The organism is Accumulibacter sp., assembly GCF_036625195.1.
Lineage (GTDB): Bacteria > Pseudomonadota > Gammaproteobacteria > Burkholderiales > Rhodocyclaceae > Accumulibacter.
The window spans coordinates 1,104,725-1,127,800 of sequence record NZ_JAZKUG010000001.1; the positions used below are offsets into that span (position 1 = coordinate 1,104,725).

The following is a 23,076-nucleotide window of genomic DNA, read 5'->3' on the forward strand; positions in this document are numbered from 1 at the left end:
TTGGTTACGATAGGGGTCGCCAACTGGGCGAGCAGGTGGTCCCAGATGAGTTCCAGGGCGTGCTCGAGGCGTTCGGGGATCAATGCACCCGGATGACGTGCCAGCAGGGCTGTCGGGCGTGGCGCATGCGTGGCGTCTCGCAGGAAGGTGGCCGTCATGGTCAGGCTCCCTTCAGGTGATTGAGCAGCGACCAGGCGGCGACGCTGGCCGAGACCCCGGCCGACGACCTGGTGAAGGCGTGGCTTCCGAGGTCTGTCAGCGCCTGGGCGTGGGCATTGACATCGCGATGGTCGCGCAAGGACAGGCTGATCATCCTGGTGTCCGGCCAGCTCTTGGAGCGGTCGCCAGCGAGGCGAGGACTGCGTCGGCGCCAATGGGCGGCAGCGCGCCTCTCGTCGCTGCCGCGAGCCGCCACGGCCTGCTGGAGAGTGGTGGTCATGATCACAGTTTCTCCGTCTTGCCGTTGCCCTTGAAGCACACGACGCGACCCGCACGCTCGCAGGTGATCTGGGCGATGCCGAGGGTGCCGATCCACCACACGTCGACCCAGTCGGCGTCGAGCAGGTGGATCAGTGCTCGGCACAGTGCCGCACCGTTGCGCGGGCTGCTGAGGTGGAACAGGGGCGTGCCATCCGCTGCCTCGGAGGCAACGAGGTCGAGGCAAAGGCTCGGACATATCACGCCGTGCTTGCCGCCGCTGCGGAGGGATGTCTCAAGATGCTTGATCGGCACGCCCAGTGCAGCGGCAACGGCTGCCTGGAACTCGGCGTGTCGGGCACCGGTTTCGGCAAGGAAGGGAAGGACGTCCTCGACGCGACGACCGTAGTCAGGGACGCTACCGAGCGGGTTGTCGGGTGACGGCCCGATGAAGAATACGAGCTCCTGTTCAACCATGACGGAACGGATGCCTTGGGGAGTGACTTGAATCGAAATGGCGGCCATGATGTTTTCTCCTGTTTAGCGGGCTTTGCCAGGTGGCGGGGGCCGCAATTCGGACTAAATCCCCCCGGCCCATGAGGTGGACCAGTCTTTTGAGAGTGCTGGCGCGTCACGCTGCTTGCGCCTCGCCTTTCTGCTCAGATCAGGCCGCGTTCGGCGAAGGAAATCGCCTGGCCCGCGGTGACGACGAAGTGGTCAACCACGCGCACCTCCACCAGACCGAGCGCGGTCTTCAGCGTAGTGGTCAGCAAGTCGTCGGCCCGCGAGGGCTCCGCACTGCCGCTGGGATGGTTGTGATACAGGATCGCTGCGCCGGCATTCTTTGCCAAAGCGCTCTTGACCACTTCACGCGGATAGACCGACGTCTGGGTCAAGGTGCGCCGGAACAGCTCCTCCGCTTCGATGAGCCGGTTCTGCGCATCGAGCCAAAGGACGCCGAAGACTTCATGTTCGACGCTGCCGACACGCAGACGCAGATAGTCGCCGACAGAATCCGGTGCCGAGAAAATCATGCCGTCATAGCGCGCCCGCGTTTCGAGGATCGCGATAACGGGAGCGATCACATCGCGTTCTTGCTGCTTGAAGATCACTTGATGCTCCTGGCCCCGGTCTTTCCGGCGTTCGCCGGGCCCCGGGGTGGAGGTGCCTTGGCGACGTTTAGCTGAATTTGTGAATCGCCCGCAAGTATCGATAACTCGGCGATGGAATCACTGTAGCGGCTGGCTTGCTGTCCGGGGAGAAATTCCCCTCAAATGTCGCCGCCTTGTTCGAATCGCCGAACTTCCTTCGGTAAGTTGCCGACAGCAGTCCGCCACTGGTGGTGGAAGGCCTCGCCGAGCAGGAGGCGCACCAGGGTCTTGCGCAGGTAATCGGAGAGCCCGAGACCTTCCAGTGTTGCCAGTACGTCGAGCTGAATCTTCAGCGCCAATGGCAGCCACAGTTTGAAATCCTCGACAGATTTGCCGAGAAGCCGGGCGGTGATCGTTCGTTCGGCAGGAACCGCCCGTGCCGGGCTGAAGCAAGCTCCGGAGGCCGCTGTCTGATCGAGCGCGCGACGACGAGCTTCCGCCACTTCAGCCTCCTTCTTACGCTTCCAGGTTTGCAACTGCCCGAGAGCGGTACGGCCATAGACGTGCTCGAACAGCAGCCAGCGCAGGACATCGGGGCGACTCAGGCCTTGGCTGGCGCTCAGGCTTTCAAGGGCCAGAGTCAGTCGCTCGGGAAGCCAAAGCTTGATCACGGCGTCATTGGTGCCAAAAACCGAGAGGTCGGCTGGCAAGATGGCGGGTAACGACAGGTTGGGGGCGGCATCGACACGGGTACCGCGTTTGGCAAATGGCCACACGTTACGAATCGCCAATGGAAACACGCTCCGGCGTCGGCACCGGAGCGGGTGAATCGACGGGCGCCTGCACGCCAAGGCGTTTCCGGGCAAGCTGGTTCCCGGGGACCTTCATGCTGGCACGTCGTTGTCCACATAGACCGTTGCAGGGTTCTGGATTGCCAGTGTCAGAGCCGTGACGGCAGTCGCCTGCAGGGCGGTCACGGCGGACTCTGCCACCTGCTGGAGCTCGGCGAACCAGGCGATCGTCTGCTCGTCCGCCAGCCATTCCTGGAACATCTGTTGATCATCCGACGATAGCTGAAGGCTGGTCTCCCTGCCCAGCCTCACGCTCGTGTCGCTCCAGGTGGCACCGGTCCAGGAGACGATGACGAGAAAGTCAGTGACGGCAATCGGGCGACTGAAGGCGCAGGCAACCCGCCAGTCGCCGCTAGTGGCGAGTTCAATGAACGGGTCAGCCCAGAGACCAAGCACCGTGCCCGAGGGCAGGGGAATTTCACGGAATGCGTGTGGATGGTGGTCAGAATGCGGCGGCGGTTTCATGGTTGGCTCCTCACCCCTGATGATCCGGCGCAGCCGGCTTCCAGGGGTGGAGAAGCGAGCGACGCTTTAGCAGTATTTGTGAGTCGCCCTGCAAGTTGTCTTAACTCGGCGACAGTGGCCGAAGCCCCCGGTGGTTACAAATCGAGCTCCTCAACCGCATGGGCCTGGGGATCCTCTGTCGGGCGCTGGTACCGCACGACCGCGACATCAATCAGTGCGGCCTGCAGCTGCCGCGCCAGGCTCAGCCCTTCCTGGTGGTAGCGGCCCCAGAAGAAGCGCTGGGGCCTGTTTACGTCGTAATACTTCTCGAAGAAGCGTTGCCAATCCTGAAAGGAGCGAACCAGACGCGCTGCTTCCTTGTTGTTCGGAAAGGCTGTCCTGACGTCGATCCGGGTTCGACCTTCCCAGAGCCAGGCGCCTTCACGACCGACCCGGACGATAATCTCGCGGGCAGGTACTTCGGTGACTTCGTCCCTCCAGACGAAGGCGGCGGGTTTTCCGTTGATGCCGCGGTACTCGCCGCGCTGGACGGTGACGCCGGTACGAACGCGAACGACCGGTGCGGTGATTTCGGCCGTTTCAGCCCAGCCCTGACCATAGCCCACGCGGGGTTTTGTGTTGGTATGCATCTGCGATCTCCTGACAAGTTAAAGAGCACGGCATCCCTATGCACGAACGACTAGGACGTACCTGTCCCTGTGCAAGAGATGTCGCCAGCTCGAAAGACTTTCAAAGCGATCGCATCAGTATTCCTCAGAAAAAGAAAAACCCGCCCAGCCATAACAGCTGACGACGGGTTCCCCTCGCTTTAGCCGTATTTGTAAGGCGCCCGCAAGCTGAAACTCAAATCGGCGCAACAGTTCAAATTTTACCCTCGGATCAGGGGATGTCAAGCGACATGGATAGTCGTCATTGATGACCCAGGGATCTCGCTGCTGCCTTCTTTGGACACCACCCGCAGGCCAGGGGAGCGCCCCTCGGAGGGCTGCTCGATTCCGGCCTGCGCCAGAATCCAGTCTTCAATCTTGGTGTGCCACTGGCGCAGCAGATCGAGCGGGCGAACGCGGTAGTGTTTCTCGGCGGTCGCGCTCGGCTTGTGGCCCATGATCTGCGCCGAGACTCCCGCGGGGCACTCCACCCATTCCGCCAGCGTGCCAAAGGAGCGGCGCAGGCCGTGAATCGACAGCGCCGGAAGCCCGGCAGCGGTCAGTGCCCTGTTGTGTCCGATGCGCGGCTCCTGAATCCTTCCTGATGCCGCGGCGGTGCTTGAGAAGACCCACGCATTGCGGCGCGGCAGTGCAGCCAGCAGCGAAGCAACGTAGGGCGTCAGCGGGATCGTGCGCTCGCCGTCGACCTTGTCCTTGATGGTCAGCGATTGCCACGTGAAGTCGACATCTTCCCACCGGATGCCGGCCACCTCTTCACGGCGCGCGCCAGTCAGTAGCGTTGTCTGCAAGTACGCGGCGATGACAGGGTTTCCGATCTGGCGCACGGCGGCGAACCACGCCGGCAGTTGCTCGCGCTGCAGGCAATCGTCCTTCGATGCTTTCTTCGGCAGTTCGTCGCGGGCCATGCGGGTGATGCACGCGTCCTTGTGCGCTTGGTCGCGGTACTCGGGGCGGTCACTGCACCAGTTCAGGAAGGCGCGCAGCAGCCCGAAGGCAAGCCGGGTGTGTGTCGGGCGATGTGCCGATTCATCTTGGAGCCATGCGCGTACCCGGTCGGCGTCGATCTGCGCCAGAGGAAGCAGCAGCAGCGGGCGAAGGATGCCCGGCAACGTCTTGTCACTCTCTCCGGGCCGGCGTCCTTGGGTGCGCGGCTCGCCACCTTCCTTGCTCACGGTCGCATGGTCCCCGATATGGCTTTGACTCCACCGAGGGGAACGCGCAGCAAGGTAGGCTTGCCATGCGTCGAGTGCCGGCTTAGCGATGCGCTCCAATTCGATCTTCTTCGCTTCCTCTTCAGCGCCCTTGGCTTGTGCGGCAGCGATGCGCTCGCGCTTCTCTTGGCGCGGGTCTAGGCCTTGGTCGGTCATCGCTTGCAGCCGGCGCGCTTCGTCACGGGCGGCGCTCAGCGTCCACACTCGGGTGTCGCCGATGGTCACGCGGACCGTCCGCCGGTTCAGCTTGGATTCAAAGATGAACGACTTGGCGCCAGCGGTCACACGAACGGCCAGCCGCGGCGCGTCCGTGTCCCAGGTGAAGGATTGCCCAGCGCCCTCGGGCAGGGTCAAGCGGCGGATGCGGTCGGGTGTCAGGCGTTCGCGGTTCATGTCATCGTCTCCGGGTTTGGCTACACGGGCGGTTCCGTGTAGCCACCATGTAGCCATTTTACAGCAACCCGGTTCAACATCAAGCAATGCCTGTTTTTCTCAAGTGCTTGTTTGCACGAGTTTTGACTACAGTTCGCGCATACCCTTCAACGTCGAAAAACGCTTAGAAGTGTGGATTCATAACCCTTAGGTCGGTGGTTCGATTCCACCCATCACCACCAACTGGATCAATACGCAAGCCTGACCAACAAGGTTGGGCTTTTCGGTTTCTGTTTCTTCGGCAAGCAAGTGGTAAGCGGATTCGGGCCATTCGGATCAACGCTGCCAAGCAAGAAACCGGCTTGCGACGCCACGTGTGTGAGGCATGCTCGGGCAACCGACCAGCTACCGAGCAAGGAACAGGGGTGGTGTTCTGACTCGGCGTCGCTGAGCTAGACCGTGTCTATGCCTCGTTGGCATGGACCGGCCTGATCACGTTTGCAGACAAGCTCTTCATCACGTCGCTCGGCAGGCTCTCGTTGCCCAGCCTGGACCGATGCATCGACGCCGCAGCCAGCTGCGCCTCGAATTCGCTGCCGCCGTAAGTCACACCCTTCCCGATGCGCGGCCCGTCGATCGGCCTCATCTGCACCAGCAGGATGAGGAAAGCTCCGCGAGCCGTCGCTTCCTGAACCTGTCGCCGGTATTCCGCCCACACCGCGGCCGGAGCATCGCTCGCCGGCTCACTCAACAGGCAGACCACCGGTCTGGGCTTCGACAGCAGAACGTCTTCCAGTCTCGCGAGGCGACATTGCAGGGCGCTCACTGCAGTACCTGATCGGGCAGCAGGAGTACGCGGCACGGACGCTCGGCGCGCGCCAGTGCTTCGACCCTCGCCGGTTCCACGAAGTCGTCTTCACCCTCGTCGGCGCGGCGGTCGACAACCTGATCACCGATGACGGCTCGGACAACATCTTGGCAGCGCGCCGGCCACCTTCCTTCACAGGCCGTAATATGTGGCCATGGAATCCTGGATCACGCCGGAGGCGGGCCTGCTCGGGCTATTCATCTCCGGTTTTCTGGCGGCAACGCTGTTTCCCGGCGCTTCGGAAGGGGTGCTGTTCGCGCTTGTGAAGCTGCACCCGGAGCAAGCGACGGAGGCACTGCTGCTGGCCACGCTGGGCAATACGCTCGGGGGCATGACCACTTATGGCTTGGCCCACCTGCTGCCGCAGCGCTTCGTCGACCGCCTTTCGTCGGCGCGTCTCGTCCAGATGCGTCGCTGGGGGCCGATCTCGCTCCTGTTCGCCTGGATGCCGGTGATCGGCGATGCGCTGTGCGCGGCGGCCAGCGCCCTGCGCCTGCCTGCCCTGCCCGGCCCGTTCTGGATGGCGCTGGGCAAGGGGCTACGCTATCTGTTCGTGGCCTGGGGGGCTTCGGTTGTCTGAGCGGGTCGCCGGATCAGCGGACGCCGCCTTCAACTTTCCATTGACTTCGTACCGGTGGGCCTTGTCGGCTCGGTTCTGGTCGGAGCGGTAAGAGCAGTAGCTGTCCTCGTTCTTGAAGACATGGCGGCACCACCTAACTCTCGGTGGGCACCCTCGTCCATTCGATGGTGAGGCAGTATTGCCCTTCCGCAAAGATATTCCAGGTTCCGGGCGATGACGATACTTGGATCATCGTGGTCGCCGCGATCCGCGATCGACTGTCGGTCGAAACAGCGAAGGCGCCACCCGGTTCGTTGATCCAGTTGTTCGCGCCGCCGCCGGGCGTCACGCGGCTCATCCGGGCGCCCGTGCGCAGTTGTTCGACCTGCTCCTTGTTCAGCTTCTGCGGATGCAGGGCATCAAGGTCCCCGAATACTGCAGCCGGCTCCCCCGGCAGCGCAACCGGGGCGGCAAACAAGAGTGCGATGTGAAACACGCGGCCCTGAGATGGTTCATGGCGACCTCCACCTCTTGATGTCGGCTTCGCCTACCGGCGATCGGCAGCAACCGTCGGTTGGAACGACGATCATGGACTTCGGGAGGGAGGTCAATTTGGCCGCCGCGATTTACCTCGGGGCGTGTCGGAGTTCGGAGGAACTACAGGCGGAACCGGTCGACGTTGTCCCTCAGTCCAGCGGCCAGATGCTGGAGTTCGCTGGCGGCCCGCGATACGGCGCTGACGGCGGCACTGTTTTCTTCGGTCATCTGGGCGATGCGTTCGATGCCTTGGGAAATTTGGTCGCTGGCGACGGCCTGCTCGCGCAACGCAGTCGAGATGTCGTCCACCGCGACGAGCACCTTGCCGGCGCCGCTTTCGATATGGGTCATGGCTTCACCGGTGGCGTTGGCGACATTGACGCCGGTTTCGACCTGGGACGAGCCGGCCTCCATCTGCCTGACGGCCGTCTGGGTGCCCTGCTGGATGCCGTCGATCATTCCCGAGATTTCCTGGGTCGAGGAGGCGGTCTTCTCGGCGAGCTTCCTCACCTCGTCGGCTACCACCGCGAAGCCGCGTCCCTGCTCCCCGGCCCGCGCGGCCTCGATGGCGGCATTGAGCGCCAGCAGGTTGGTCTGGTCGGCGATTTCCCGGATCACGCCGACGATGCGCGAAATATTCTGCGATTGTTCGCCCAGTTCGCGCACGACTCTGGCCGAACTATCCACCGCGCTGGCAATGGTGTTCATTTCGCCGACGGTTTCGCTGACGTGGCGGGCGCCTTCGAGTGAGAGCCGGCGCGCCTCGTCCGCCAGCGCGTGGGCGGATCGGGCGCTGTTGCTGACTTGGCCGATGCTGGCGGTCATCTGCTCGACCGAAGCGGCAATCGAGGAGGCCGAATCGCTTTGCTGGCTGGAGCCGTCGGCCACCTGCTGGGCCGTCGAGGCCAGCGATTGCGCGGCGTCGCCAAGGCGCTCGGCGGCATTGTGGATCTGGACGATGACGTCGTGCAGGGAGGCCTGCATCTGCCTCATGCCGGCCAGAAGGCTTTTGTCGTCTCCCGGCAGGGTATCGATCGTGAAGGAGAGGTCGCCGCGGGCGATGCGCAGGACGGTTTCGGAGGCATACGCCGGGTCGCCGCCGAGCTGGCGCATTACATCGCGGAGGATCCACAACGAAACGCCCGCGCCGAGCACCAGGAAGACCACGGACAAAACGCCGGCCAGAAAGGATTCCCGGCCGACGGTGGTGGCGACCTCGGCTTCTTGCCTTGCGGCTTCGGAAGTGGCGATCCTGACGAGTTCCTCAATGGCGGCGCGGTGGCTCTCGTACCGTTCGCTGAGCCGGGCAAGGGCGGCGTTGGCCGCCTGGGCGTCGCCCCGCTGAAGCGCCGGGATGAACTCGCGCTGTTGCAGGTCGAGCATTTCGCGTCCAGGCTGGTAGGCCTTTTCGATGAGCAGCGTCCTGGTTGGCCCCGTTGGCAGTTCCTTTTCCCAATATTGATGGCGGGAGTCGAAGTCCCTGGCGAGCCGGTTGGCCTTGTCGATCAAGCCGGGCAGACGGGCCGAGTCCACCTGGGCCATTTGCAGGCTGACCAGAAACGATTCGACCAGATATTCAGGGGGAGGCAGGATGTCAGCCAGCAAGTCCTTTTGCTGGACGATGTGCCGGTAGACCGGGCCGTTGACCTTCACGTGGTTCAAGGTCACGAGCCAGAAAAGACCGGAGGCGACAAAACCGGCGGAAAAAACGGCAACCAACAGCCACAGCTTGCTTCTGAACGACATGATCGCCCCGGATGTCAATCGGTTGAAGGCCCCATGTAGCCCCCAATGCCGTGAGAAATATTAGCTTCGCATGATAGGCCGTGAAGCCGGCCCACGGTCTCAGGACGGGACATCGCCAGGAAATAGAAAGACCAGCACTCCCGCGAGCACGAGGCTCGCCGTGGCCGCGAGCCAGACGCCGGCGGCGCCGCCCGCCGGGCTGAGCAGGCCGGTGATGCCAAGCAGGCAGCCGCCGCCAAGCCCGATGACGGATAGGAAATCCAACTGCACCATCGAAAGTATATGAGCCTTCATCAAGGGGCGTCAATCTCGAATTTCGCCCCGGAAATCCGTGGCGACCGTGGAGGCGTGCGTCTTGACAGCGGGTGCGGCTCAGCCCGCGCGACGGGGCACCGACTTGCGTGCCGGCGCCTTGGGCGGCGCCTGCGGTTCCAGCCCCAAGTGCATGAAGACCTTCTCAATCACCGGCTGCTCCGGCATCGCAGCGTCGATGTTCGCCCGCCGAGAAACTGCCGGTCGTGATAGGCGGCTGCTGGCCGGACGCGTGAATTGGCAACCCGACCAGGTAGCGGTCCTTTGCGCCGGCTCCATCTTCCGCGAGGGTCAGCTCCTGAGCTCCAGAGCAGAATTGCGGTTCCGGCCATGAGCGGGTGCTCACGGCACTGGCGGCGAGCGACAGCTGTTTCCGCCTGCAGAACTTCGATCGATTCGGTGGCAGCAGCCCCATCCGCACAAATCAGCATATACGGATGTGGCGGGTTGAGCCTTGCAAGTAGCAATGACAACAGGCGATTTTCGAGGATTGGATGCCATCACCAGGGAAAACGTCAACCAGCGTAGCGAGTTCCCGCTCCAGTTGCTTTCCTGCCTTGCGCAGCGTTGTGGGTCGATGATGTCATGCCGCCTCCAGTGCCTGGCGCATTTGGCCGGATTTGATCTAGAAGATGAAGAGATGACCGTCACGTGATGCAAGGACATCGACTTCCCCGGCTGGCTCGCCATCGGCTTCCGGCGGCATGTAGCCGACGAGAGTTCGGAAACCCAGTTGCTCCATCTCCCGGCGGGTCTCTCTTCGACGCGTTTGGTTTCCTTGCCAAATGCCGATTGGTTCGAGGGAGGAGGCATGAACACACCCACTGCCTCGTCATCGCGGGCGTCTTCGCGGCGGACGCGTCGGGATCAGCGACGTTTCACTCAAGGAGTGGCCCCGTCCAGAAGTTACTCTAAGAAGTCTGGACCCAGATCCGCCGTTGTCTGCTGCGCGTGCTGAAGCGCCGCAGTGTGCTTGATCCGGAAGGCGCCGAGACGATGGCGAGTTGGGAGCACGGCGGCGGCTTCTCGCTCGACGCCAGCGCGGGCATCGTTACTGTGGGGTGCTGACGCCGAACGCGCCGCTGCCGGCACAGTTGATGGCGCTCGCCGGCGTGCCAGACGGTACGCCGGCGGCAGGCCTGATGAGGGCTGGCGGCAACACGGGCGAGCAGTGGGACGGCTGGGTAAGTGCCCTGTCCTCTGGTCTGCGGTCTCTGGTGATGCTCCTGCTGCCGTTGCCACTGCCGCGGCAGGCCCTCGTCCGTTACCGCCTAGACAACCTGGGAAAGGTAGGAACCCAGCCGCAAGTCGGCGGTGAGTATGTGCTCGGTCAACCAGTGCTCGAGAAATTCAATGTGCTCATCCACCATCGGCTTGTCGCCGCGCAGGAGCACTTGCTGCAGATCCTGAGCGCTCTTGATCAGTTCCTGATGCTCCGCCTGGTGCTCGTCCATTGCGTCGTAACGATGTTTCAGCATCAGCCGCTCTTCATGGCTGAAGTGCCAGACCGTACAGTTGATCAGCTCTGCCAATACCGCCGCAACATAGCGCGGTGACTCTCCGTCGAGCACGGCGTGATTGAGGATGTTGAAAATACTCACCAGCTTGCGGTGATCGTCATCGATCTCGTCGACCCCGACACTCAGTATCCTGTCCCAGACCATGTCTTTCATGACTCTTCTCCTGCCTGACCAGCGGCCCCGAGGTTGTGGTTGAATGACGTGGGCGGCGGCGGCCGCTGGCGACACCCTCGGGGCGACGGCGTCGCGACTGCTGAAACGGTGCGTCACCCCGCTCGGACTTGACGATCAACCGGGAACCCAGACCGGGTAATCCGTGTAGCCGGCCGCACCGGGCGTGTAGAAGGTCGCCGGATTGGGCGGGTTCAGCGGCGCACCCGACCTGATTCGAGCGGGCAGATCAGGATTGGCGAGGAACGCGGTACCAAAGGCTACGGCGTCGACTTGGCCGGCGCCGATGGCCCGCTCCGCTTCGTCCGCCGTGTAGCCCATGTTGCCGATCAGCGTGCCTCTGTAGTTGGCCCGCACCGGCGTCAGCACATCGCCGCTCTGCTGCTGGAAGAAGTCACCGCGCATGAGGTGCAGATAAGCGAGGTCGAAGTCGTTCAACCGGCTGGCGAGCCACGAAGCAAGCCCGATCGGGTCGCTGTCGACCATGCTGTTGTAGCTGTTGAGCGGCGACAGGCGCACGCCGACGCGATCGCTGCTCCACACGGCGCAGACTTCCGCAAGCACTTCACAGAGCAGTCGCGCACGATTGGCGAACGGGCCACCATAGGGACCTGTACGCTTGTTGGCACCGTCACGCAGGAACTCGTCGAGAAGGTAGCCGTTGGCGGCGTGCACCTCGACGCCATCGAAGCCGGCCGCGCGCGCGTTGGCGGCAGCTTGTCGGAAGCCGGCGACGATCAACGGCATTTCATCGTCGCGCAGCTCACGCGGCACGACGTATGGCTTCTTTCCCTCCGGCGTGTGCACCTCGTCGCCGGTGATCGGGATCGCGCTCGGCGCCACTGGCTGGACACCGCCATTGAGCAACGGGTGGCAGGCACGCCCGCCATGCCAGATCTGGAGAAAGATCAGGCCGCCGGCCGCGTGCACCGCGTCGGTGACGCGCCGCCAGCCGGCAATCTGGGCCGGCGAGTGAATTCCGGGTTCTGTCCAGAACGACGAGTTTCCTTCCATTGCCATGGTCGCCTCGGCAATCAGCAGCCCGGCGCTCGCTCGCTGCGCATAGTACTCTGCCATCAATGCCGTCGGGACGTGCTCGGCGTCCGCCCGACAGCGTGTCAGCGGCGCCATGAAGATGCGGTTGGCGACGCTCAGGGCGCCGAGCCTGAGCGGACTGAAGAGGGAGGACATGCCTGATGGTCTCCGGAAAAGGGTAGTGTGAATACTAGCGCAAGGGCGCGTGCTGCGGGCGGCGATTCCCCTGCGGACCTGCCGCTGCCGCGGCACTTCGCGACAATCATCCGTGTCCGATCTGCAGCTGCCGCGGATCAAGAAGCAGGTAGTTCGCACAGCGCCCGTCCGCCCGGCTGCCGTCGTCGCTGACGAGAATGACCCATTGGCGACCGCCGATCTGCGCCGAAGCCACCCCCTCGGCGTGTCCGAGTCCCCGCAGCCCGCGCACGCTCACGCGCTGCGGCGGATCCTGCTGCCCACCGCGCCAGAACCAGAGGGCAAAAGGCGTCGGCTCACGGCCAACGGGACCCGCGACGACGAGGTAACCATCGAGTACCGGCACATGCGCCACGGCGCGGATGCCCTGTCCATGCAGGTCGAGGCTGAACAGCTGGTTGGCAATCTGCGGCTGCCGTCCGGCGTCGAACATGGCGTCCGGATTGTCGATGCAGGCGATGATCGCCCGCCCGTCGAACAACGGACTGCGAAAACCCAGCATCAGCACGCGCCGATCCGGCCGCATCGCGAGTCCTTCGATGTTCAGGCCACCGTCCTTCTTCACTCGGCGGATATCGCCGGCCGCGGCCAGCAGGGGGTGTGCAGCCGTCAGCGCCTGCTTCAGATCGACCACCACCCGCGCTTCGATCATCTCGCCAGCCGCCACGCGAAAGCGCAACAGCTTTTCCCTTGCCGCCCTCGCGTCACCCGCCTTGCTCCGCGAATGCGAGGTGATGGCGTAGACGCACCCCGCATGGTCACCCGTGACCGCCTCGAGATCGTCGAACCGCCAGCGATCCCCATCGTCACCGGCGGTGGCCGGCAGGCGCAGCCGGGTGCAGTCAACCGGACCATGGGCATCGAGCTGCAGCAGGCTCAGCGGCCATTGTTCCTCGTCCTCGACGACGATGAAGCGGCCGTCATCCAGCTGGAAGATTCCCGACGGTTCGTAGCAGCCGGTCAATGGACGGAAACCGGGGTGATCGTCAGGACTCATCGGCGCCGCCCCGGCTGACAGGCCCGGACAGACGCGAGGCGCGTCATGGCCGGGCGGGTGGGTGGCAAGAACGGACCGGCACCGCAGGCCGTGCCCAGCAAGCCAGTGGCAGCCGCCATACGCGCCAGTGATCTGGTCAGCCAGCGGCGAGACGTGGTATCGTTCTTCGCGACAGAGTGGAGGACCATGCCGATGCTGTGGTTTGTGCGCAGTTCATTGCCCTTGCTTGCCCTGCTGCTCGGCGGCTGCGCGACGAGCAGTACGCAGTCGTCGCAGGAAAGCAGCGACAGGAAGGAGTCTCGCCCACGGTCGGAACGCAAACAGCTCGACTTCCGGCTCGCCAGCGGGACCTATCGCTGCGACTTGGGACAGAGCGTCGAGGTGGAGCGGCACGGGCGCGATGACCGGGCAATCGCACTGCGCTGGGAGGGCAAGCGGCATACCCTGCAACGGCAGGCTTCCTCGTCCGGACTGCCGCGTTACGAGGACCGGCAGAACGGTCTGCTGTGGATCGACCTGCCGTGGAAAAGCGTGCTGATGGATGTTCACAGCGGGCGTCCGCTGGCCAATGAATGCAAGCCGGCGGCAAACAGGACGGCCAGCGGCTGATCCCGACCGCTCCTTGGCGTCGCCGGGTAGCCAGTCATGCGTCTGCCTCGGGCGTGGCGTTACCGGCGACGCACCACCAGGCCGCACGGTGCGGCGCCAGCCCTGCCGCGCGCCCGTCCGCACCAGACTGAGCGCCTACCAGGGAGCGCTGCCAAAGGCTCTGCCATAGAGCTCGGCGATCTCGCTGCGCTGTGGGCGGTGGTTCTGCCCACCACGATGGCCAATCTTGATCGCACCCATGACCGCCGCCAGGCGCCCGGTCTTCTCCCAGTCCCAACCAGCTGCGATGCCGTAAAGCAGGCCCGAGCGATAGGCGTCGCCGCAGCCCGTCGGATCGACGACGGCCACAGCCGCAACACAGGGGATGTCCATGCAAAGACCCCCGACATGAATGTGGGAACCGGCCCCGCCGCGCGTCACGATCAGCGCCTCGACCATGGTGGCGAGTTCCTCGAGCGAGCGCCCCGTACGATCGCAAAGAAGCTTCGCTTCATAGTCGTTGAAGCACGCATAGGTGGCAAGGCGCATGAACTCCGTCAACTCGTCACCGGAGAACATCGGCAGCCCCTGTCCCGGATCGAAGACGAACGGAACGGCCGCCGCCGCCAGGTCACGGGCATGCTGCAGCATGCCGTCACGCCCATCGGGTGCGACGATCGCCAGGGTGGCCCCGTGCACGTCGGCAACCCGGTTCAGGTGCGAGTAGCTCATCGCCCCGGGGTGAAAGGCCGTGATCTGGTTGTCGTCGAGATCGGTGGTGATGAAGGCCTGTGCCGTATAACTGCCGGTAATCCGGCGCACATGGGTGCGCGGGACGCCGTGGTCGTCGAGACGAACGAGATAGGGATCGGCGTCGTCGCCAACAGTGGCCATGATCAACGGATCACCACCGAGCAACCTGAGGTTGTAGGCGATGTTGCCGGCGCAGCCACCGAACTCCCGCCGCATCTCGGGTACGAGGAAAGCGACGTTCAGGATGTGGATCTGCTCCGGCAGGATGTGATTCTTGAAGCGATCATGGAAGACCATGATGTTGTCGAAGGCGATGGAGCCGCAGATGAGTGTGGACATGGGATCTGGTGTCGGTCGGAGGATGCGGGGTGGATGCGAGTATAACACCGACGTTCACAGGGTCCTGGCGTCGCGGCCAAGTGTCCCGCTCAGGGGTCTTTTACCGCCAGGCATCTCGGCCGGATTGCGACGATTCCTGCAGCATGCCTTACGGGTAGAAGACGTACAGCCGGTAGCCCGCTGCCTCGACCTGCTGTGCGTCCAGCCACAATTTGACCTCGATCTCGGCGTTTGGCGCGAAGGAGCCGTCCTCTATCGCGGCCGGTGGAAGGTACTCCTCTGGCAGCAGAACACGCCGTGCGACGACCTTGTCACGCGTATCGGTGAGCGTCAGCTCGAGGGCGGGGTAGGCCTGCGCCCAGGCTGCCCGGTTGCGCAACGTGGCTTGCAGAACGAGACGCTTGTCGCGCCCCGGATCTGCCTGCAAGTCCGAACTCTCGATGCTGACCAGCGCCGCCTGGCGCGGCAACGGGATCTCGCTGCCGAAGACCGCACTCAGCGCCTTGAGCGCCGGCCGCAGAACCGGAATGCTGATGGCGATGCTGCCACGCAGGTGGAAGGCGATCTGTCCAATCAGGAGGCTGGCGAGGAGGACGGCCGCGACGACGAAGGTCGTGCGCACGCTGCGCTCCGCCGACACTGGCGCCCCGGGCATCTCAGTCAGCCATTGCGACGACCCCGGCAGGCCCTCGCCATTGCCAGCTGGCGAACGATCGCCGGTCGTGGCATCCGGCAGCTGACGCTCGGCAGAGCGTGATTCGTCCCCCGCCAGGGCCGGCTCGTCAGTACTTGGCGCGGGCGGCGACGGCGCGGCGGCGTGGTCGGTCGCCCCCGCGGCGGCCGAAAAACCGGCGACGACTGGGGTTACCGGCGCCGCACCGGCGAGGCTCGGCGCCGGCTCCGTGCGAGCGCTGGCGCGTGCAGCCGATGGCGCCACGGTGACTGCGGGCGTCGCCTGCGCCGGCGCTGTCGGCGATGACGCATTGCTTTCGCCATCGACGAGGTTCTCGATGGCGTTGAAGACGGCCCTGCACTGACCGCAGCGAACCTTGCCGGCCCGCAACCGAAGCTGCTCCGGAGTGACGCGAAATACGGTCTGGCAGGTCGGGCAGCAGGTGCGCATGGCTACTTCCTGCTGCCGGCCAGGCAGACCCAGCCATCACGCGTGCCGACTACCGTCAGCGTCAGATGGGGCTTGTAGGCAGCGATCAGTTCATCGGCCTGTTCGACGAGGATTCCGGACAGTGCCAACATTCCGCCTATACGGAGGTGGCCACAGAGAGCCGGCGCCAGAACCCGCAGCGGATTGGCAAGAATGTTGGCGACGACGATGTCGAACTGGCCACTCAGTCGATCGGCCGATTCCTGGAAGCGGGCAGCGACCCCGTTGACCTCGGCGTTGGTCCGGGCAACGACGACCGCCTGCGGCTCGATGTCGACGCCGACGATCTCGCTCGCACCGAGTCGGCCGGCAGCGATGGCCAGAACTCCGGAGCCGCAGCCATAGTCGAGCACAGACACGCCCGGACCGACGGATCGCTCGAGCCACTCGAGACAGAGCCGCGTCGTCGGGTGGGAACCGGTCCCGAATGCCATCCCGGGGTCAAGCACGAGGACGATTGCCCCGGGATCGGGAGCGGTGTGCCAGGAAGGAACGATCCACAGGCGCTGTGCAACGCGTATCGGTTCGAACTGGGATTGCGTCAGTCGCACCCAGTCCTGCTCGGGCACTTCTTCCAGGCTGTACGGAGGCAACTCGGCGAGGCCAGCCTGCACGCTGCAGCACAAGAGGAGTTCACGGGCATCGGCTTCCGGTTGCAGCAGGGCAACGACCAGCGAGCGCTGCCACCCCGGACGACTGATGGAGCCAGGCTCGCCAAACTGCGGTTGCTCGTCGGCCGTACCGGCATCCGCGTCCTCGATGCTGGCGGCGAGGGCCCCGGCTTCGAGCAAGGCATCGGCAAGCCGCTCGGCGTGCAGGCAATCGGTGCGGATGCTCAGGGATAGCCAGGCCATCGGTCATCGGCGCTGGTCAGCCGCCCTTCTTGACCTCACCCTTGGCAGCCAGCCACTGCTCGAGATAGTGGATGCTGGTGCCGCCCTCGATGAAACGGGAATCCTGCAGCAGTTCCTGATGCAGGGCGATGTTGGTCTTGATACCGTCGATGCTCATTTCCGACAGCGCGGTACGCATGCGACGCAGCGCCTGGTCGCGGCTGTCGCCGTGGGCAATCACCTTGGCAACCATCGAGTCGTAATGCGATGGGATGGTGTAGCCGTGATAGATGTGCGAGTCGACACGAATGCCGGGGCCGCCTGGGGGGTGGTAGAAACTGACCTTTCCGGGCGAGGGAAGGAAGTTGAAGGGATCCTCGGCGTTGATGCGGCATTCGATTGCGTGGCCGCGGAAAGTCAGGTCGCGCTGGCGAAAACGCAGCTTCTCGCCGGCGGCGATGCGAATCTGCTCGGCGACGAGATCGACGCCGGTGATCGACTCGGTCACCGGATGCTCGACCTGGATGCGCGTGTTCATCTCGATGAAATAGAACTCGTTGTTCTCGAACAGGAACTCGAAGGTGCCGGCACCGCGGTAGTTGAGCCGGCGGCAAGCCTCGGCGCAGCGCTCGCCGATGCGGACGATGTGGCGGGTGGGGATACCGGGAGCCGGAGCCTCCTCGATGATCTTCTGGTGACGGCGCTGCATCGAGCAGTCGCGCTCGCCGAGATAGACGGCGTTGCGGAAGCTGTCGGCAAGCACCTGGATCTCGACGTGCCTTGGATTCTCGAGGTATTTCTCGAGGTACACCTGCGGATTGCCGAAGAAGCTCTGGGCCTCGGTCCGCGTCATGTTGACGGCGTTGATCAGAGCCGCCTCGGTATGCACGACCCGCATCCCGCGGCCACCGCCACCACCAGCCGCCTTGATGATCACCGGGTAGCCGACCGCCCTGGCGAGCAGCGCAATGTCGCGCGGATCCTCGGGGAGAACCCCCTCCGATCCCGGCACGCAGGGCACGCCGGTGATCCGCATGGCCTCCTTGGCGGTGACCTTGTCCCCCATCAGCCTGATGGTCTCCGGCCGCGGCCCGATGAAGACGAAACCCGACGACTCGACGCGCTCGGCGAAGTCGGCATTCTCAGACAGGAAACCGTAACCCGGGTGGATCGCCTGCGCATCCGTGACCTCGGCTGCCGAAATGATTGCCGGCACGTTGAGGTAGCTCTGTGCCGAGGGCGCCGGGCCGATGCAGACGGATTCATCGGCCAGCCGGACGTACTTCGCTTCGCGGTCTGCTTCCGAATGCACGACAACGGTCTTGATGCCGAGCTCGCGGCAGGCGCGCTGAATGCGCAGGGCGATCTCCCCGCGGTTGGCGATGAGGACTTTCCCGAACATGGTGAAAGTATCTCCTAGCCGACGATGAAGAGCGCTTCACCGAATTCGACCGGCTGACCGTTCTCGACCAGAATGGCTTTGACGGTGCCCGAGCGCTCGGCTTCGATCTCATTGAGCAGCTTCATGGCTTCGATGATGCACAGGGTGTCGCCCGCCTTGACAGTGCTGCCGACTTCGACGTAGGGCTCGGCGCCCGGGCTTGGAGCCCGATAGAAGGTGCCGACCATCGGAGCCTTGACGGCGTCGCCTTCAGGCAGTTCCGGTTCGGCCGGCGCCACCACCGCTGCCACCGGCGTGGCCGGAGCGGCGGTCACCGGCACCGACCCGAGCGGCGACATGGCATAGTGATGGGAGACCATGCCGCCGTGCTTGACGATGCGAACCTTCTCCTCGGCATCGTTGATCTCGAGTTCGGTGATGCTTGACTCCTCGACCAGATCGATGAGTTTCTTCAGTTTCCGCAGATCCATTCACTTGCTCCAGATGATTGCCCTTCTTGCGGTCAGGACCATGCAGCCGCCCGAGAGGTGACCGCGACGTGACGTAAACAAAGTGCTCACTCGGCCGCCATCTGGCGCAACAGATACTCGAGCGCCAACAGGTAGCCCTCGCTGCCCAAGCCGCTGATGACCCCGATCGCCAGGTCGGAGAAATACGAGTGATGACGAAATGGCTCGCGCGCATGCACGTTCGACAGGTGCACTTCGACGAAGGGCAGGCCGGTACCGGCGAGGGCGTCGCGCAGCGCGACGCTGGTGTGGGTGTACCCGGCGGGATTGACGATCAGGTAGCGGATGCCCTGCTGCCGCGCCGCGTGCACACGTTCGATCAGGGCACCTTCATGGTTGCTCTGGAAGGCCTCCAGGTGAACGCCGGCGGCAGCCGCACGATGCGCCAACGCCATGTTGATCTCGGCGAGGGTCGTCAAGCCGTAATGGGTTGGTTCACGGGTACCGAGGAGGTTCAGATTTGGGCCATGCAGGACCAGCAGACGCGGCGCTTCCGGCGGCTGGCCGGCGGTCGACGACGGGTCCTTTTGCTTCTTCATGGGCGCGAGTTTGCCGCAAATGGCAGCATTTTGTCCAGCAGAACCTTGGCCGCACGCGGTTCGTGCGGCACCGCACCAACGACGGTTGCAGCCACCTGAGGGCGGCGCCGGAAGAGACGCAGACGGGTTGTTGCGCGGGTCAGCGGCTGACAGCCGAGGCCTCGGCGAGCAACCGGCGAACCGTCGCGAGACGTGCCCGTGTGCGCGGCCTGCCGTCACGCGTGCGAAAGCTCACACGTTCTTCAGTCCGCGGATAGATCACCATGTTGACGGTCGCCTCGTCGGCGACCAGGGTGAGGACGGCCTCCGCTCGTTCGGTGCGTGGCGTGCTGTGGCGAAAACAGAGCTTCTCGTTGAGCAGGAAGATCTCGACGTCCTTGGCACTGTCGGCGAAGAGCTGGATGTCGATCTCGGCATAGCGCCCGGCGGTACCGTCGAGTACCGCCCCGGTGAGATAAGGATTGAAGCGTTGCATCACGGTCATCAGGCGCGCGGCGATGGCGAGAAGCTGCTGCTGCCGCGCTTGCTGCTCCTCTTCGTGGAACAACCGCTGGTGCGCCCGCAACGCCGCCTCGACCTCGGCGTCGTCAGGAAGGGCAGCGTTCTGCGGCAGCCCGAGTTGACGCGCCGCCTTGCGCTTGGCGCGGGCGATGTCGCTGATGCCGTCCTCGGCCAGCAGGCGCGCTGCGAGGGCAGCAAGCTGAGTGCGCAACGGCGCGCTGCGCTGCCGATCCTGACTGTTGTTCATCGACGGCTCCCGAAGCGTGGCGCTTTGCCCGATGGTCGGGCCCTTCCCGGCCCCAGAGCCAGCGGGCAAGGTTACAATCGCGCCTTCGGCAGCTGATTCTACTAGGATTCGCGACATGCACATCCACATCCTCGGCATCTGCGGCACCTTCATGGCGGGTGTCGCGCAACTGGCGCGGGCTGCCGGACATCATGTGACCGGTTGCGACAGCGGCGTCTATCCGCCGATGAGCGACCAACTGGCGGCCGCCGAGATCGAAGTGATAGAGGGCTACGACGCCGCGCAGACGGCAATCGATCCCGATTGCTACGTGGTCGGCAACGCGATTTCGCGCGGCAACCCGCTGCTGGAGGAAATCCTGGACCGCAATCTGCCCTTCGTCTCCGGCCCGCAGTGGCTGGCCGAGTACGTGCTGCGGCAGCGCTGGGTCCTTGCAGTCGCCGGCACACATGGCAAGACGACGACGGCCGCCATGCTCGCCTGGATCCTGCAGGAAGCCGGCCTCAGCCCGGGCTTCCTGATCGGCGGCGTACCGTTGAACTTCGGCGTTTCGGCACGTCTGCCCGGGGAGCTCAGAAGGTCGCCTTTCTTCGTCATCGAGGCCGACGAGTACGATACCGCGTTCTGCGACAAACGCTCGAAGTTCGTGCACTATCACCCGCGGACCACCATCCTGAACAACCTGGAGTTCGACCACGCCGACATTTTCGCCGATCTGGCAGCGATCGAGACCCAGTTCCACCATTTCGTTCGCACCCTGCCACGCTCCGGCCTGATCGTCGCGAACGCCGCCGAAACCGGTGTCTCGCGGGTGCTGGCCCGCGGCTGCTGGACACCGGTCGAGCGTTTCAACGACCCCGTCGGCTGGTACGCGGAGGGCAGTGACGGTGACGGCAGCCTGCATCTGCTGCAGGCTGGCGAGTTGATCGGCAGTACGACCTGGAATCTGAGCGGGGAACACAATCGCAGCAACGCCGTCGCCGCCCTGCTCGCCGCGCGTCACGTCGGTGTCCCGCTGACGCGCGGGCTGCAGTCCCTGCACGGCTTCAGCAACGTCAAACGTCGTCTCGAGGTCCGCGGCACGGCAAACGGCGTAACGGTGTTCGACGATTTCGCCCACCACCCGACGGCCATCGCGACGACCATCAAGGGCCTGCGCGACAAGGTCGGCAAACGGCGCATTCTGGCGGTCATCGAGCCACGCTCGAACACCATGAAACTGGGGGTGATGAAGGACCTGTTGCCGGGCAGCCTGCGGGAAGCGGACCTGGTGTTCTGTTACAGCGCAGGACTCGGCTGGAATGCCGGCGAAACCCTTGCGCCGCTTGGCGAGGGCCTGCATGTCGAGGACGATCTCGCGTGTCTGGTTCAGCGAATCTGCGCGGCGAGCAGGCCGGAAGACCAGATCCTGGTAATGAGCAACGGTGGCTTCGGCGGCCTGCACGACAAGCTGCTTGCCGGCCTCGCCGGCAAGCCGGCACCGGCCTGAGCGCTTTGCTGCCGCGGCTTGGCGGCGATGACGCTAGCGCAATCCGAACGCGTGATCGATGAGCAAGGCAGCAAAGAGCAGGGCGAGGTAGATGATCGACCAACGGAAGGTCTTGCGTGCCGCCAGGTCGGAGTAGTCGCGCCAGATGATCCAGGCATGGGCCAGAAAGATCCCGTCGAGCACGATGGCGGCCGCCAGGTAGAGCGGGCCGCTCATCCCGATGGCGTAGGGAAGCAGCGTCACGCCGCTCAGGGCGACCGTGTAGAGGAAGACGTGGCGGCGGGTGTAGGCCGCACCGTGGGTCACCGGCAGCATCGGCAGCCCCGCCGCCTCGTACTCGCGGGCACGGTAGAGCGCCAGCGACCAGAAGTGAGGTGGTGTCCACACGAAGATGATCAGGAACAGCAGCCACGCTTCGACCGGTGCCTGCCCGGTCACGGCAGACCAGCCGAGAACCGGCGGCATTGCTCCGGCCGCACCGCCGATGACGATGTTTTGCGAGGTCCGCGGCTTCAGGTAAAGCGTGTAGACCACCGCATAGCCGACGAAGGTGACGAGGGTCAGCCACATCGTCACCGGATTGACCAAACGGTAAAGAAGCGACAACCCCGCCCCGCCCAGGATACCGGAGAAGAAGAAGGTCTCGAAGGCGCTGACCTCGCCAAGCGGCAGCGGGCGTGCCCGCGTACGCGCCATGCGCGCGTCGATGTGCTCCTCGACGAGGCAGTTGACGGCCGCTGCGGCACCGGCGACGAAAGCGATACCGACCGTCGCGAAGACCAGCACCGGCATCGGCACTGGCCCCGGCGAGGCCAGGAACATGCCGATGACGGCACAAAACACGATCAGCGAAACCACACGCGGCTTGGTCAGAGCGACGAAGGCGCCCAGACGGCGAAGAGTCGGTTGCAAGCGGAAAAAGGTCGTGGCTTTCATGGGCTTTCATGCAATCGAGATGGTCAATCATTCGCGTCGTTGGCGCGCTGGCGCCGAGCAGCATCTCGGCCTGATCCTCGGCACTTCCTTACCCGCCTTCACGGCACCAGTGCCAGGTAATCCTGCAACATCACCGGCAAGCTCTGCGGTGCCGGAAAAACGGCCTTCAGCCGCCCGCGCGGATCGATCAGGTAGATCGCCGCCGAATGGTCCACCGCGTAGTCCGTCTTTCCGTCCTTGTCGTGTCGCAAATAGTAGACGCCGAGATGCTGCACCAGAGGCGCCAATCCGGCGTCGTCAGCAGTGGCGCCAATGAAATCCGGATCGAAGGTGCCCGTGTAGCGACGCAGCGTCTGCGGGTCATCACGCGGATCCACCGAAACCATGAGTACCTGCGGCACGAGCAGCGCCCGTTCGCTAAGCCTGCTCTTGAGCTCCTTCAGCAGGGCGAGGGCGGTCGGACAGATGTCCGGGCAAAAGGTGTAGCCAAAGAACAGCAGCGTCCACCGACCGATGAGATCGCGGTTGGCAAAGTGGCCGCCTTCACGAACGAGTTCGAAGGCGGGCAGCGGCCGATCGTCATCGAGCAACGTGGCTGACTGCAGACGCATCTGCGTCGGGTCCAGGGACGCCGCGCGCTCGACCACCAGTGCCCGCCAGATGAGGCTCGCAGCAAGCAGCACGAGGAGGAACCCGGCTGCCGCGATGGCCAACCAGAAGCGCCTGCTCATCCCGGGCGACCCGGCGACGATGGCAAGAAAAA

At 64.4% G+C, this 23,076-nt stretch carries 26 protein-coding genes and 1 pseudogene; 4 read left to right on the forward strand and 23 right to left on the reverse strand.

The window, feature by feature from the left end:
- Positions 1–160 precede the first annotated feature (160 nt).
- From V5B60_RS04760 to V5B60_RS04795, 8 genes and pseudogenes are all read right to left on the reverse strand, one after another.
- Positions 161–439: a hypothetical protein gene (locus V5B60_RS04760; RefSeq protein ID WP_332345876.1), complete on the reverse strand. Its 279-nt coding sequence runs from the start codon at positions 437–439 to the stop codon at positions 161–163.
- A 2-nt stretch (positions 440–441) separates the two neighbouring features.
- On the reverse strand, positions 442–942 hold the full coding sequence (locus V5B60_RS04765) for a hypothetical protein (protein ID WP_332345877.1): 501 nt from the start codon (positions 940–942) through the stop codon (positions 442–444).
- A 134-nt stretch (positions 943–1,076) separates the two neighbouring features.
- Positions 1,077–1,430, reverse strand: a pseudogene (locus V5B60_RS04770) (JAB domain-containing protein); the annotation flags it as partial.
- A 257-nt stretch (positions 1,431–1,687) separates the two neighbouring features.
- Positions 1,688–2,299 carry a hypothetical protein gene (locus V5B60_RS04775; protein WP_332345878.1) on the reverse strand — a complete coding sequence of 204 codons (612 nt, stop codon included), beginning with the start codon at positions 2,297–2,299 and terminating at the stop codon, positions 1,688–1,690.
- A gap of 93 nt (positions 2,300–2,392) precedes the next feature.
- Positions 2,393–2,824 (reverse strand): hypothetical protein, encoded by a 432-nt coding sequence (locus V5B60_RS04780; protein ID WP_332345880.1) that lies wholly within the window; start codon positions 2,822–2,824, stop codon positions 2,393–2,395.
- A gap of 134 nt (positions 2,825–2,958) precedes the next feature.
- Positions 2,959–3,453 carry a hypothetical protein gene (locus tag V5B60_RS04785; RefSeq protein ID WP_332345881.1) on the reverse strand — a complete coding sequence of 165 codons (495 nt, stop codon included), beginning with the start codon at positions 3,451–3,453 and terminating at the stop codon, positions 2,959–2,961.
- Positions 3,454–3,713: 260 nt separating this feature from the next.
- Positions 3,714–5,096 (reverse strand): tyrosine-type recombinase/integrase, encoded by a 1,383-nt coding sequence (locus V5B60_RS04790; RefSeq protein ID WP_332345882.1) that lies wholly within the window; start codon positions 5,094–5,096, stop codon positions 3,714–3,716.
- Positions 5,097–5,538: 442 nt separating this feature from the next.
- Positions 5,539–5,901 (reverse strand): hypothetical protein, encoded by a 363-nt coding sequence (locus tag V5B60_RS04795; protein ID WP_332345883.1) that lies wholly within the window; start codon positions 5,899–5,901, stop codon positions 5,539–5,541.
- Between the two features lie 196 nt (positions 5,902–6,097).
- On the opposite strand from V5B60_RS04795, the gene V5B60_RS04800 reads away from it, so the two are divergent.
- Positions 6,098–6,523 (forward strand): YqaA family protein, encoded by a 426-nt coding sequence (locus tag V5B60_RS04800; protein WP_332345884.1) that lies wholly within the window; start codon positions 6,098–6,100, stop codon positions 6,521–6,523.
- Between the two features lie 133 nt (positions 6,524–6,656).
- On the opposite strand, the gene V5B60_RS04805 is transcribed toward V5B60_RS04800, so the two are convergent.
- The 3 genes from V5B60_RS04805 to V5B60_RS04815 all read right to left on the reverse strand — a co-directional run bounded on the left by V5B60_RS04805 (position 6,657) and on the right by V5B60_RS04815 (position 9,058).
- Positions 6,657–6,998, reverse strand: coding sequence for a DUF995 domain-containing protein (locus tag V5B60_RS04805; RefSeq protein WP_332345885.1), 342 nt, complete (start codon positions 6,996–6,998; stop codon positions 6,657–6,659).
- A gap of 161 nt (positions 6,999–7,159) precedes the next feature.
- A complete protein-coding gene (locus V5B60_RS04810) occupies positions 7,160–8,785 on the reverse strand; it encodes a methyl-accepting chemotaxis protein (protein WP_332345886.1) in 1,626 nt (541 codons plus the stop codon).
- A 99-nt stretch (positions 8,786–8,884) separates the two neighbouring features.
- A complete protein-coding gene (locus V5B60_RS04815; RefSeq protein WP_332345887.1) occupies positions 8,885–9,058 on the reverse strand; it encodes a hypothetical protein in 174 nt (57 codons plus the stop codon).
- Positions 9,059–9,563: 505 nt separating this feature from the next.
- Here V5B60_RS04815 and V5B60_RS04820 point away from each other — a divergent pair.
- Positions 9,564–9,752: a hypothetical protein gene (locus tag V5B60_RS04820; protein WP_332345888.1), complete on the forward strand. Its 189-nt coding sequence runs from the start codon at positions 9,564–9,566 to the stop codon at positions 9,750–9,752.
- 616 nt (positions 9,753–10,368) lie between these two features.
- Here the strand turns inward: V5B60_RS04820 and V5B60_RS04825 are convergent.
- The 3 genes from V5B60_RS04825 to V5B60_RS04835 all read right to left on the reverse strand — a co-directional run bounded on the left by V5B60_RS04825 (position 10,369) and on the right by V5B60_RS04835 (position 13,015).
- Positions 10,369–10,770: a bacteriohemerythrin gene (locus tag V5B60_RS04825; RefSeq protein WP_332345889.1), complete on the reverse strand. Its 402-nt coding sequence runs from the start codon at positions 10,768–10,770 to the stop codon at positions 10,369–10,371.
- Between the two features lie 135 nt (positions 10,771–10,905).
- Entirely contained in the window at positions 10,906–11,979 is a 1,074-nt protein-coding gene (locus V5B60_RS04830; RefSeq protein WP_332345890.1) for an alkene reductase, read from the reverse strand.
- A 106-nt stretch (positions 11,980–12,085) separates the two neighbouring features.
- Positions 12,086–13,015 (reverse strand): DUF3616 domain-containing protein, encoded by a 930-nt coding sequence (locus V5B60_RS04835; RefSeq protein ID WP_332345891.1) that lies wholly within the window; start codon positions 13,013–13,015, stop codon positions 12,086–12,088.
- Between the two features lie 186 nt (positions 13,016–13,201).
- Here V5B60_RS04835 and V5B60_RS04840 point away from each other — a divergent pair, with 186 nt between their 5' ends.
- On the forward strand, positions 13,202–13,624 hold the full coding sequence (locus V5B60_RS04840; protein ID WP_332345892.1) for an MliC family protein: 423 nt from the start codon (positions 13,202–13,204) through the stop codon (positions 13,622–13,624).
- A gap of 135 nt (positions 13,625–13,759) precedes the next feature.
- Here V5B60_RS04840 and V5B60_RS04845 read toward each other — a convergent pair whose 3' ends face one another.
- The 7 genes from V5B60_RS04845 to V5B60_RS04875 all read right to left on the reverse strand — a co-directional run bounded on the left by V5B60_RS04845 (position 13,760) and on the right by V5B60_RS04875 (position 19,888).
- Positions 13,760–14,695 carry a carbohydrate kinase family protein gene (locus V5B60_RS04845; protein WP_332345894.1) on the reverse strand — a complete coding sequence of 312 codons (936 nt, stop codon included), beginning with the start codon at positions 14,693–14,695 and terminating at the stop codon, positions 13,760–13,762.
- Between the two features lie 148 nt (positions 14,696–14,843).
- Positions 14,844–15,818 carry a DUF3426 domain-containing protein gene (locus V5B60_RS04850; protein WP_332345896.1) on the reverse strand — a complete coding sequence of 325 codons (975 nt, stop codon included), beginning with the start codon at positions 15,816–15,818 and terminating at the stop codon, positions 14,844–14,846.
- Between the two features lie 2 nt (positions 15,819–15,820).
- The gene (gene prmA, locus V5B60_RS04855; protein ID WP_332345897.1) at positions 15,821–16,711 is read right to left on the reverse strand and encodes a 50S ribosomal protein L11 methyltransferase; all 891 of its coding nucleotides are present in this window, start codon (positions 16,709–16,711) and stop codon (positions 15,821–15,823) included.
- A 16-nt stretch (positions 16,712–16,727) separates the two neighbouring features.
- Positions 16,728–18,092 carry an acetyl-CoA carboxylase biotin carboxylase subunit gene (gene accC / locus V5B60_RS04860; protein WP_332345898.1) on the reverse strand — a complete coding sequence of 455 codons (1,365 nt, stop codon included), beginning with the start codon at positions 18,090–18,092 and terminating at the stop codon, positions 16,728–16,730.
- A gap of 14 nt (positions 18,093–18,106) precedes the next feature.
- Positions 18,107–18,562 (reverse strand): acetyl-CoA carboxylase biotin carboxyl carrier protein, encoded by a 456-nt coding sequence (gene accB, locus V5B60_RS04865; RefSeq protein WP_332345899.1) that lies wholly within the window; start codon positions 18,560–18,562, stop codon positions 18,107–18,109.
- An 86-nt stretch (positions 18,563–18,648) separates the two neighbouring features.
- Entirely contained in the window at positions 18,649–19,140 is a 492-nt protein-coding gene (gene aroQ / locus V5B60_RS04870) for a type II 3-dehydroquinate dehydratase (protein WP_332345900.1), read from the reverse strand.
- A 139-nt stretch (positions 19,141–19,279) separates the two neighbouring features.
- On the reverse strand, positions 19,280–19,888 hold the full coding sequence (locus V5B60_RS04875) for a hypothetical protein (RefSeq protein ID WP_332345901.1): 609 nt from the start codon (positions 19,886–19,888) through the stop codon (positions 19,280–19,282).
- Here V5B60_RS04875 and mpl point away from each other — a divergent pair.
- Complete coding sequence (mpl, locus tag V5B60_RS04880; protein WP_434735361.1) at positions 19,887–21,377, forward strand: UDP-N-acetylmuramate:L-alanyl-gamma-D-glutamyl-meso-diaminopimelate ligase; 1,491 nt, start codon at positions 19,887–19,889, stop codon at positions 21,375–21,377. The genes V5B60_RS04875 and mpl overlap by 2 nt on opposite strands.
- Positions 21,378–21,410: 33 nt before the next feature.
- On the opposite strand, the gene cyoE is transcribed toward mpl, so the two are convergent.
- Both cyoE and V5B60_RS04890 read right to left on the reverse strand, forming a co-directional pair.
- Positions 21,411–22,313, reverse strand: coding sequence for a heme o synthase (gene cyoE / locus V5B60_RS04885; RefSeq protein WP_332345903.1), 903 nt, complete (start codon positions 22,311–22,313; stop codon positions 21,411–21,413).
- 98 nt (positions 22,314–22,411) lie between these two features.
- Positions 22,412–23,044 (reverse strand): SCO family protein, encoded by a 633-nt coding sequence (locus V5B60_RS04890; RefSeq protein WP_332345904.1) that lies wholly within the window; start codon positions 23,042–23,044, stop codon positions 22,412–22,414.
- Positions 23,045–23,076: the final 32 nt, after the last annotated feature.

Bases quoted from the DNA above. Each gene is read 5' to 3' on its own strand.
- V5B60_RS04760 (WP_332345876.1), bottom strand. From the start codon at position 439: ATGACCACCACTCTCCAGCAGGCCGTGGCGGCTCGCGGCAGCGACGAG.
- V5B60_RS04765 (WP_332345877.1), bottom strand. From the start codon at position 942: ATGGCCGCCATTTCGATTCAAGTCACTCCCCAAGGCATCCGTTCCGTC.
- V5B60_RS04780 (WP_332345880.1), bottom strand. From the start codon at position 2,824: ATGAAACCGCCGCCGCATTCTGACCACCATCCACACGCATTCCGTGAA.
- V5B60_RS04785 (WP_332345881.1), bottom strand. From the start codon at position 3,453: ATGCATACCAACACAAAACCCCGCGTGGGCTATGGTCAGGGCTGGGCT.
- V5B60_RS04790 (WP_332345882.1), bottom strand. From the start codon at position 5,096: ATGAACCGCGAACGCCTGACACCCGACCGCATCCGCCGCTTGACCCTG.
- V5B60_RS04800 (WP_332345884.1), top strand. From the start codon at position 6,098: ATGGAATCCTGGATCACGCCGGAGGCGGGCCTGCTCGGGCTATTCATC.
- V5B60_RS04810 (WP_332345886.1), bottom strand. From the start codon at position 8,785: ATGTCGTTCAGAAGCAAGCTGTGGCTGTTGGTTGCCGTTTTTTCCGCC.
- V5B60_RS04815 (WP_332345887.1), bottom strand. From the start codon at position 9,058: ATGGTGCAGTTGGATTTCCTATCCGTCATCGGGCTTGGCGGCGGCTGC.
- V5B60_RS04820 (WP_332345888.1), top strand. From the start codon at position 9,564: ATGACAACAGGCGATTTTCGAGGATTGGATGCCATCACCAGGGAAAAC.
- V5B60_RS04825 (WP_332345889.1), bottom strand. From the start codon at position 10,770: ATGAAAGACATGGTCTGGGACAGGATACTGAGTGTCGGGGTCGACGAG.
- V5B60_RS04830 (WP_332345890.1), bottom strand. From the start codon at position 11,979: ATGTCCTCCCTCTTCAGTCCGCTCAGGCTCGGCGCCCTGAGCGTCGCC.
- V5B60_RS04835 (WP_332345891.1), bottom strand. From the start codon at position 13,015: ATGAGTCCTGACGATCACCCCGGTTTCCGTCCATTGACCGGCTGCTAC.
- V5B60_RS04840 (WP_332345892.1), top strand. From the start codon at position 13,202: ATGCCGATGCTGTGGTTTGTGCGCAGTTCATTGCCCTTGCTTGCCCTG.
- V5B60_RS04845 (WP_332345894.1), bottom strand. From the start codon at position 14,695: ATGTCCACACTCATCTGCGGCTCCATCGCCTTCGACAACATCATGGTC.
- V5B60_RS04850 (WP_332345896.1), bottom strand. From the start codon at position 15,818: ATGCGCACCTGCTGCCCGACCTGCCAGACCGTATTTCGCGTCACTCCG.
- prmA (WP_332345897.1), bottom strand. From the start codon at position 16,711: ATGGCCTGGCTATCCCTGAGCATCCGCACCGATTGCCTGCACGCCGAG.
- accC (WP_332345898.1), bottom strand. From the start codon at position 18,092: ATGTTCGGGAAAGTCCTCATCGCCAACCGCGGGGAGATCGCCCTGCGC.
- accB (WP_332345899.1), bottom strand. From the start codon at position 18,562: ATGGATCTGCGGAAACTGAAGAAACTCATCGATCTGGTCGAGGAGTCA.
- aroQ (WP_332345900.1), bottom strand. From the start codon at position 19,140: ATGAAGAAGCAAAAGGACCCGTCGTCGACCGCCGGCCAGCCGCCGGAA.
- V5B60_RS04875 (WP_332345901.1), bottom strand. From the start codon at position 19,888: ATGAACAACAGTCAGGATCGGCAGCGCAGCGCGCCGTTGCGCACTCAG.
- cyoE (WP_332345903.1), bottom strand. From the start codon at position 22,313: ATGAAAGCCACGACCTTTTTCCGCTTGCAACCGACTCTTCGCCGTCTG.
- V5B60_RS04890 (WP_332345904.1), bottom strand. From the start codon at position 23,044: ATGAGCAGGCGCTTCTGGTTGGCCATCGCGGCAGCCGGGTTCCTCCTC.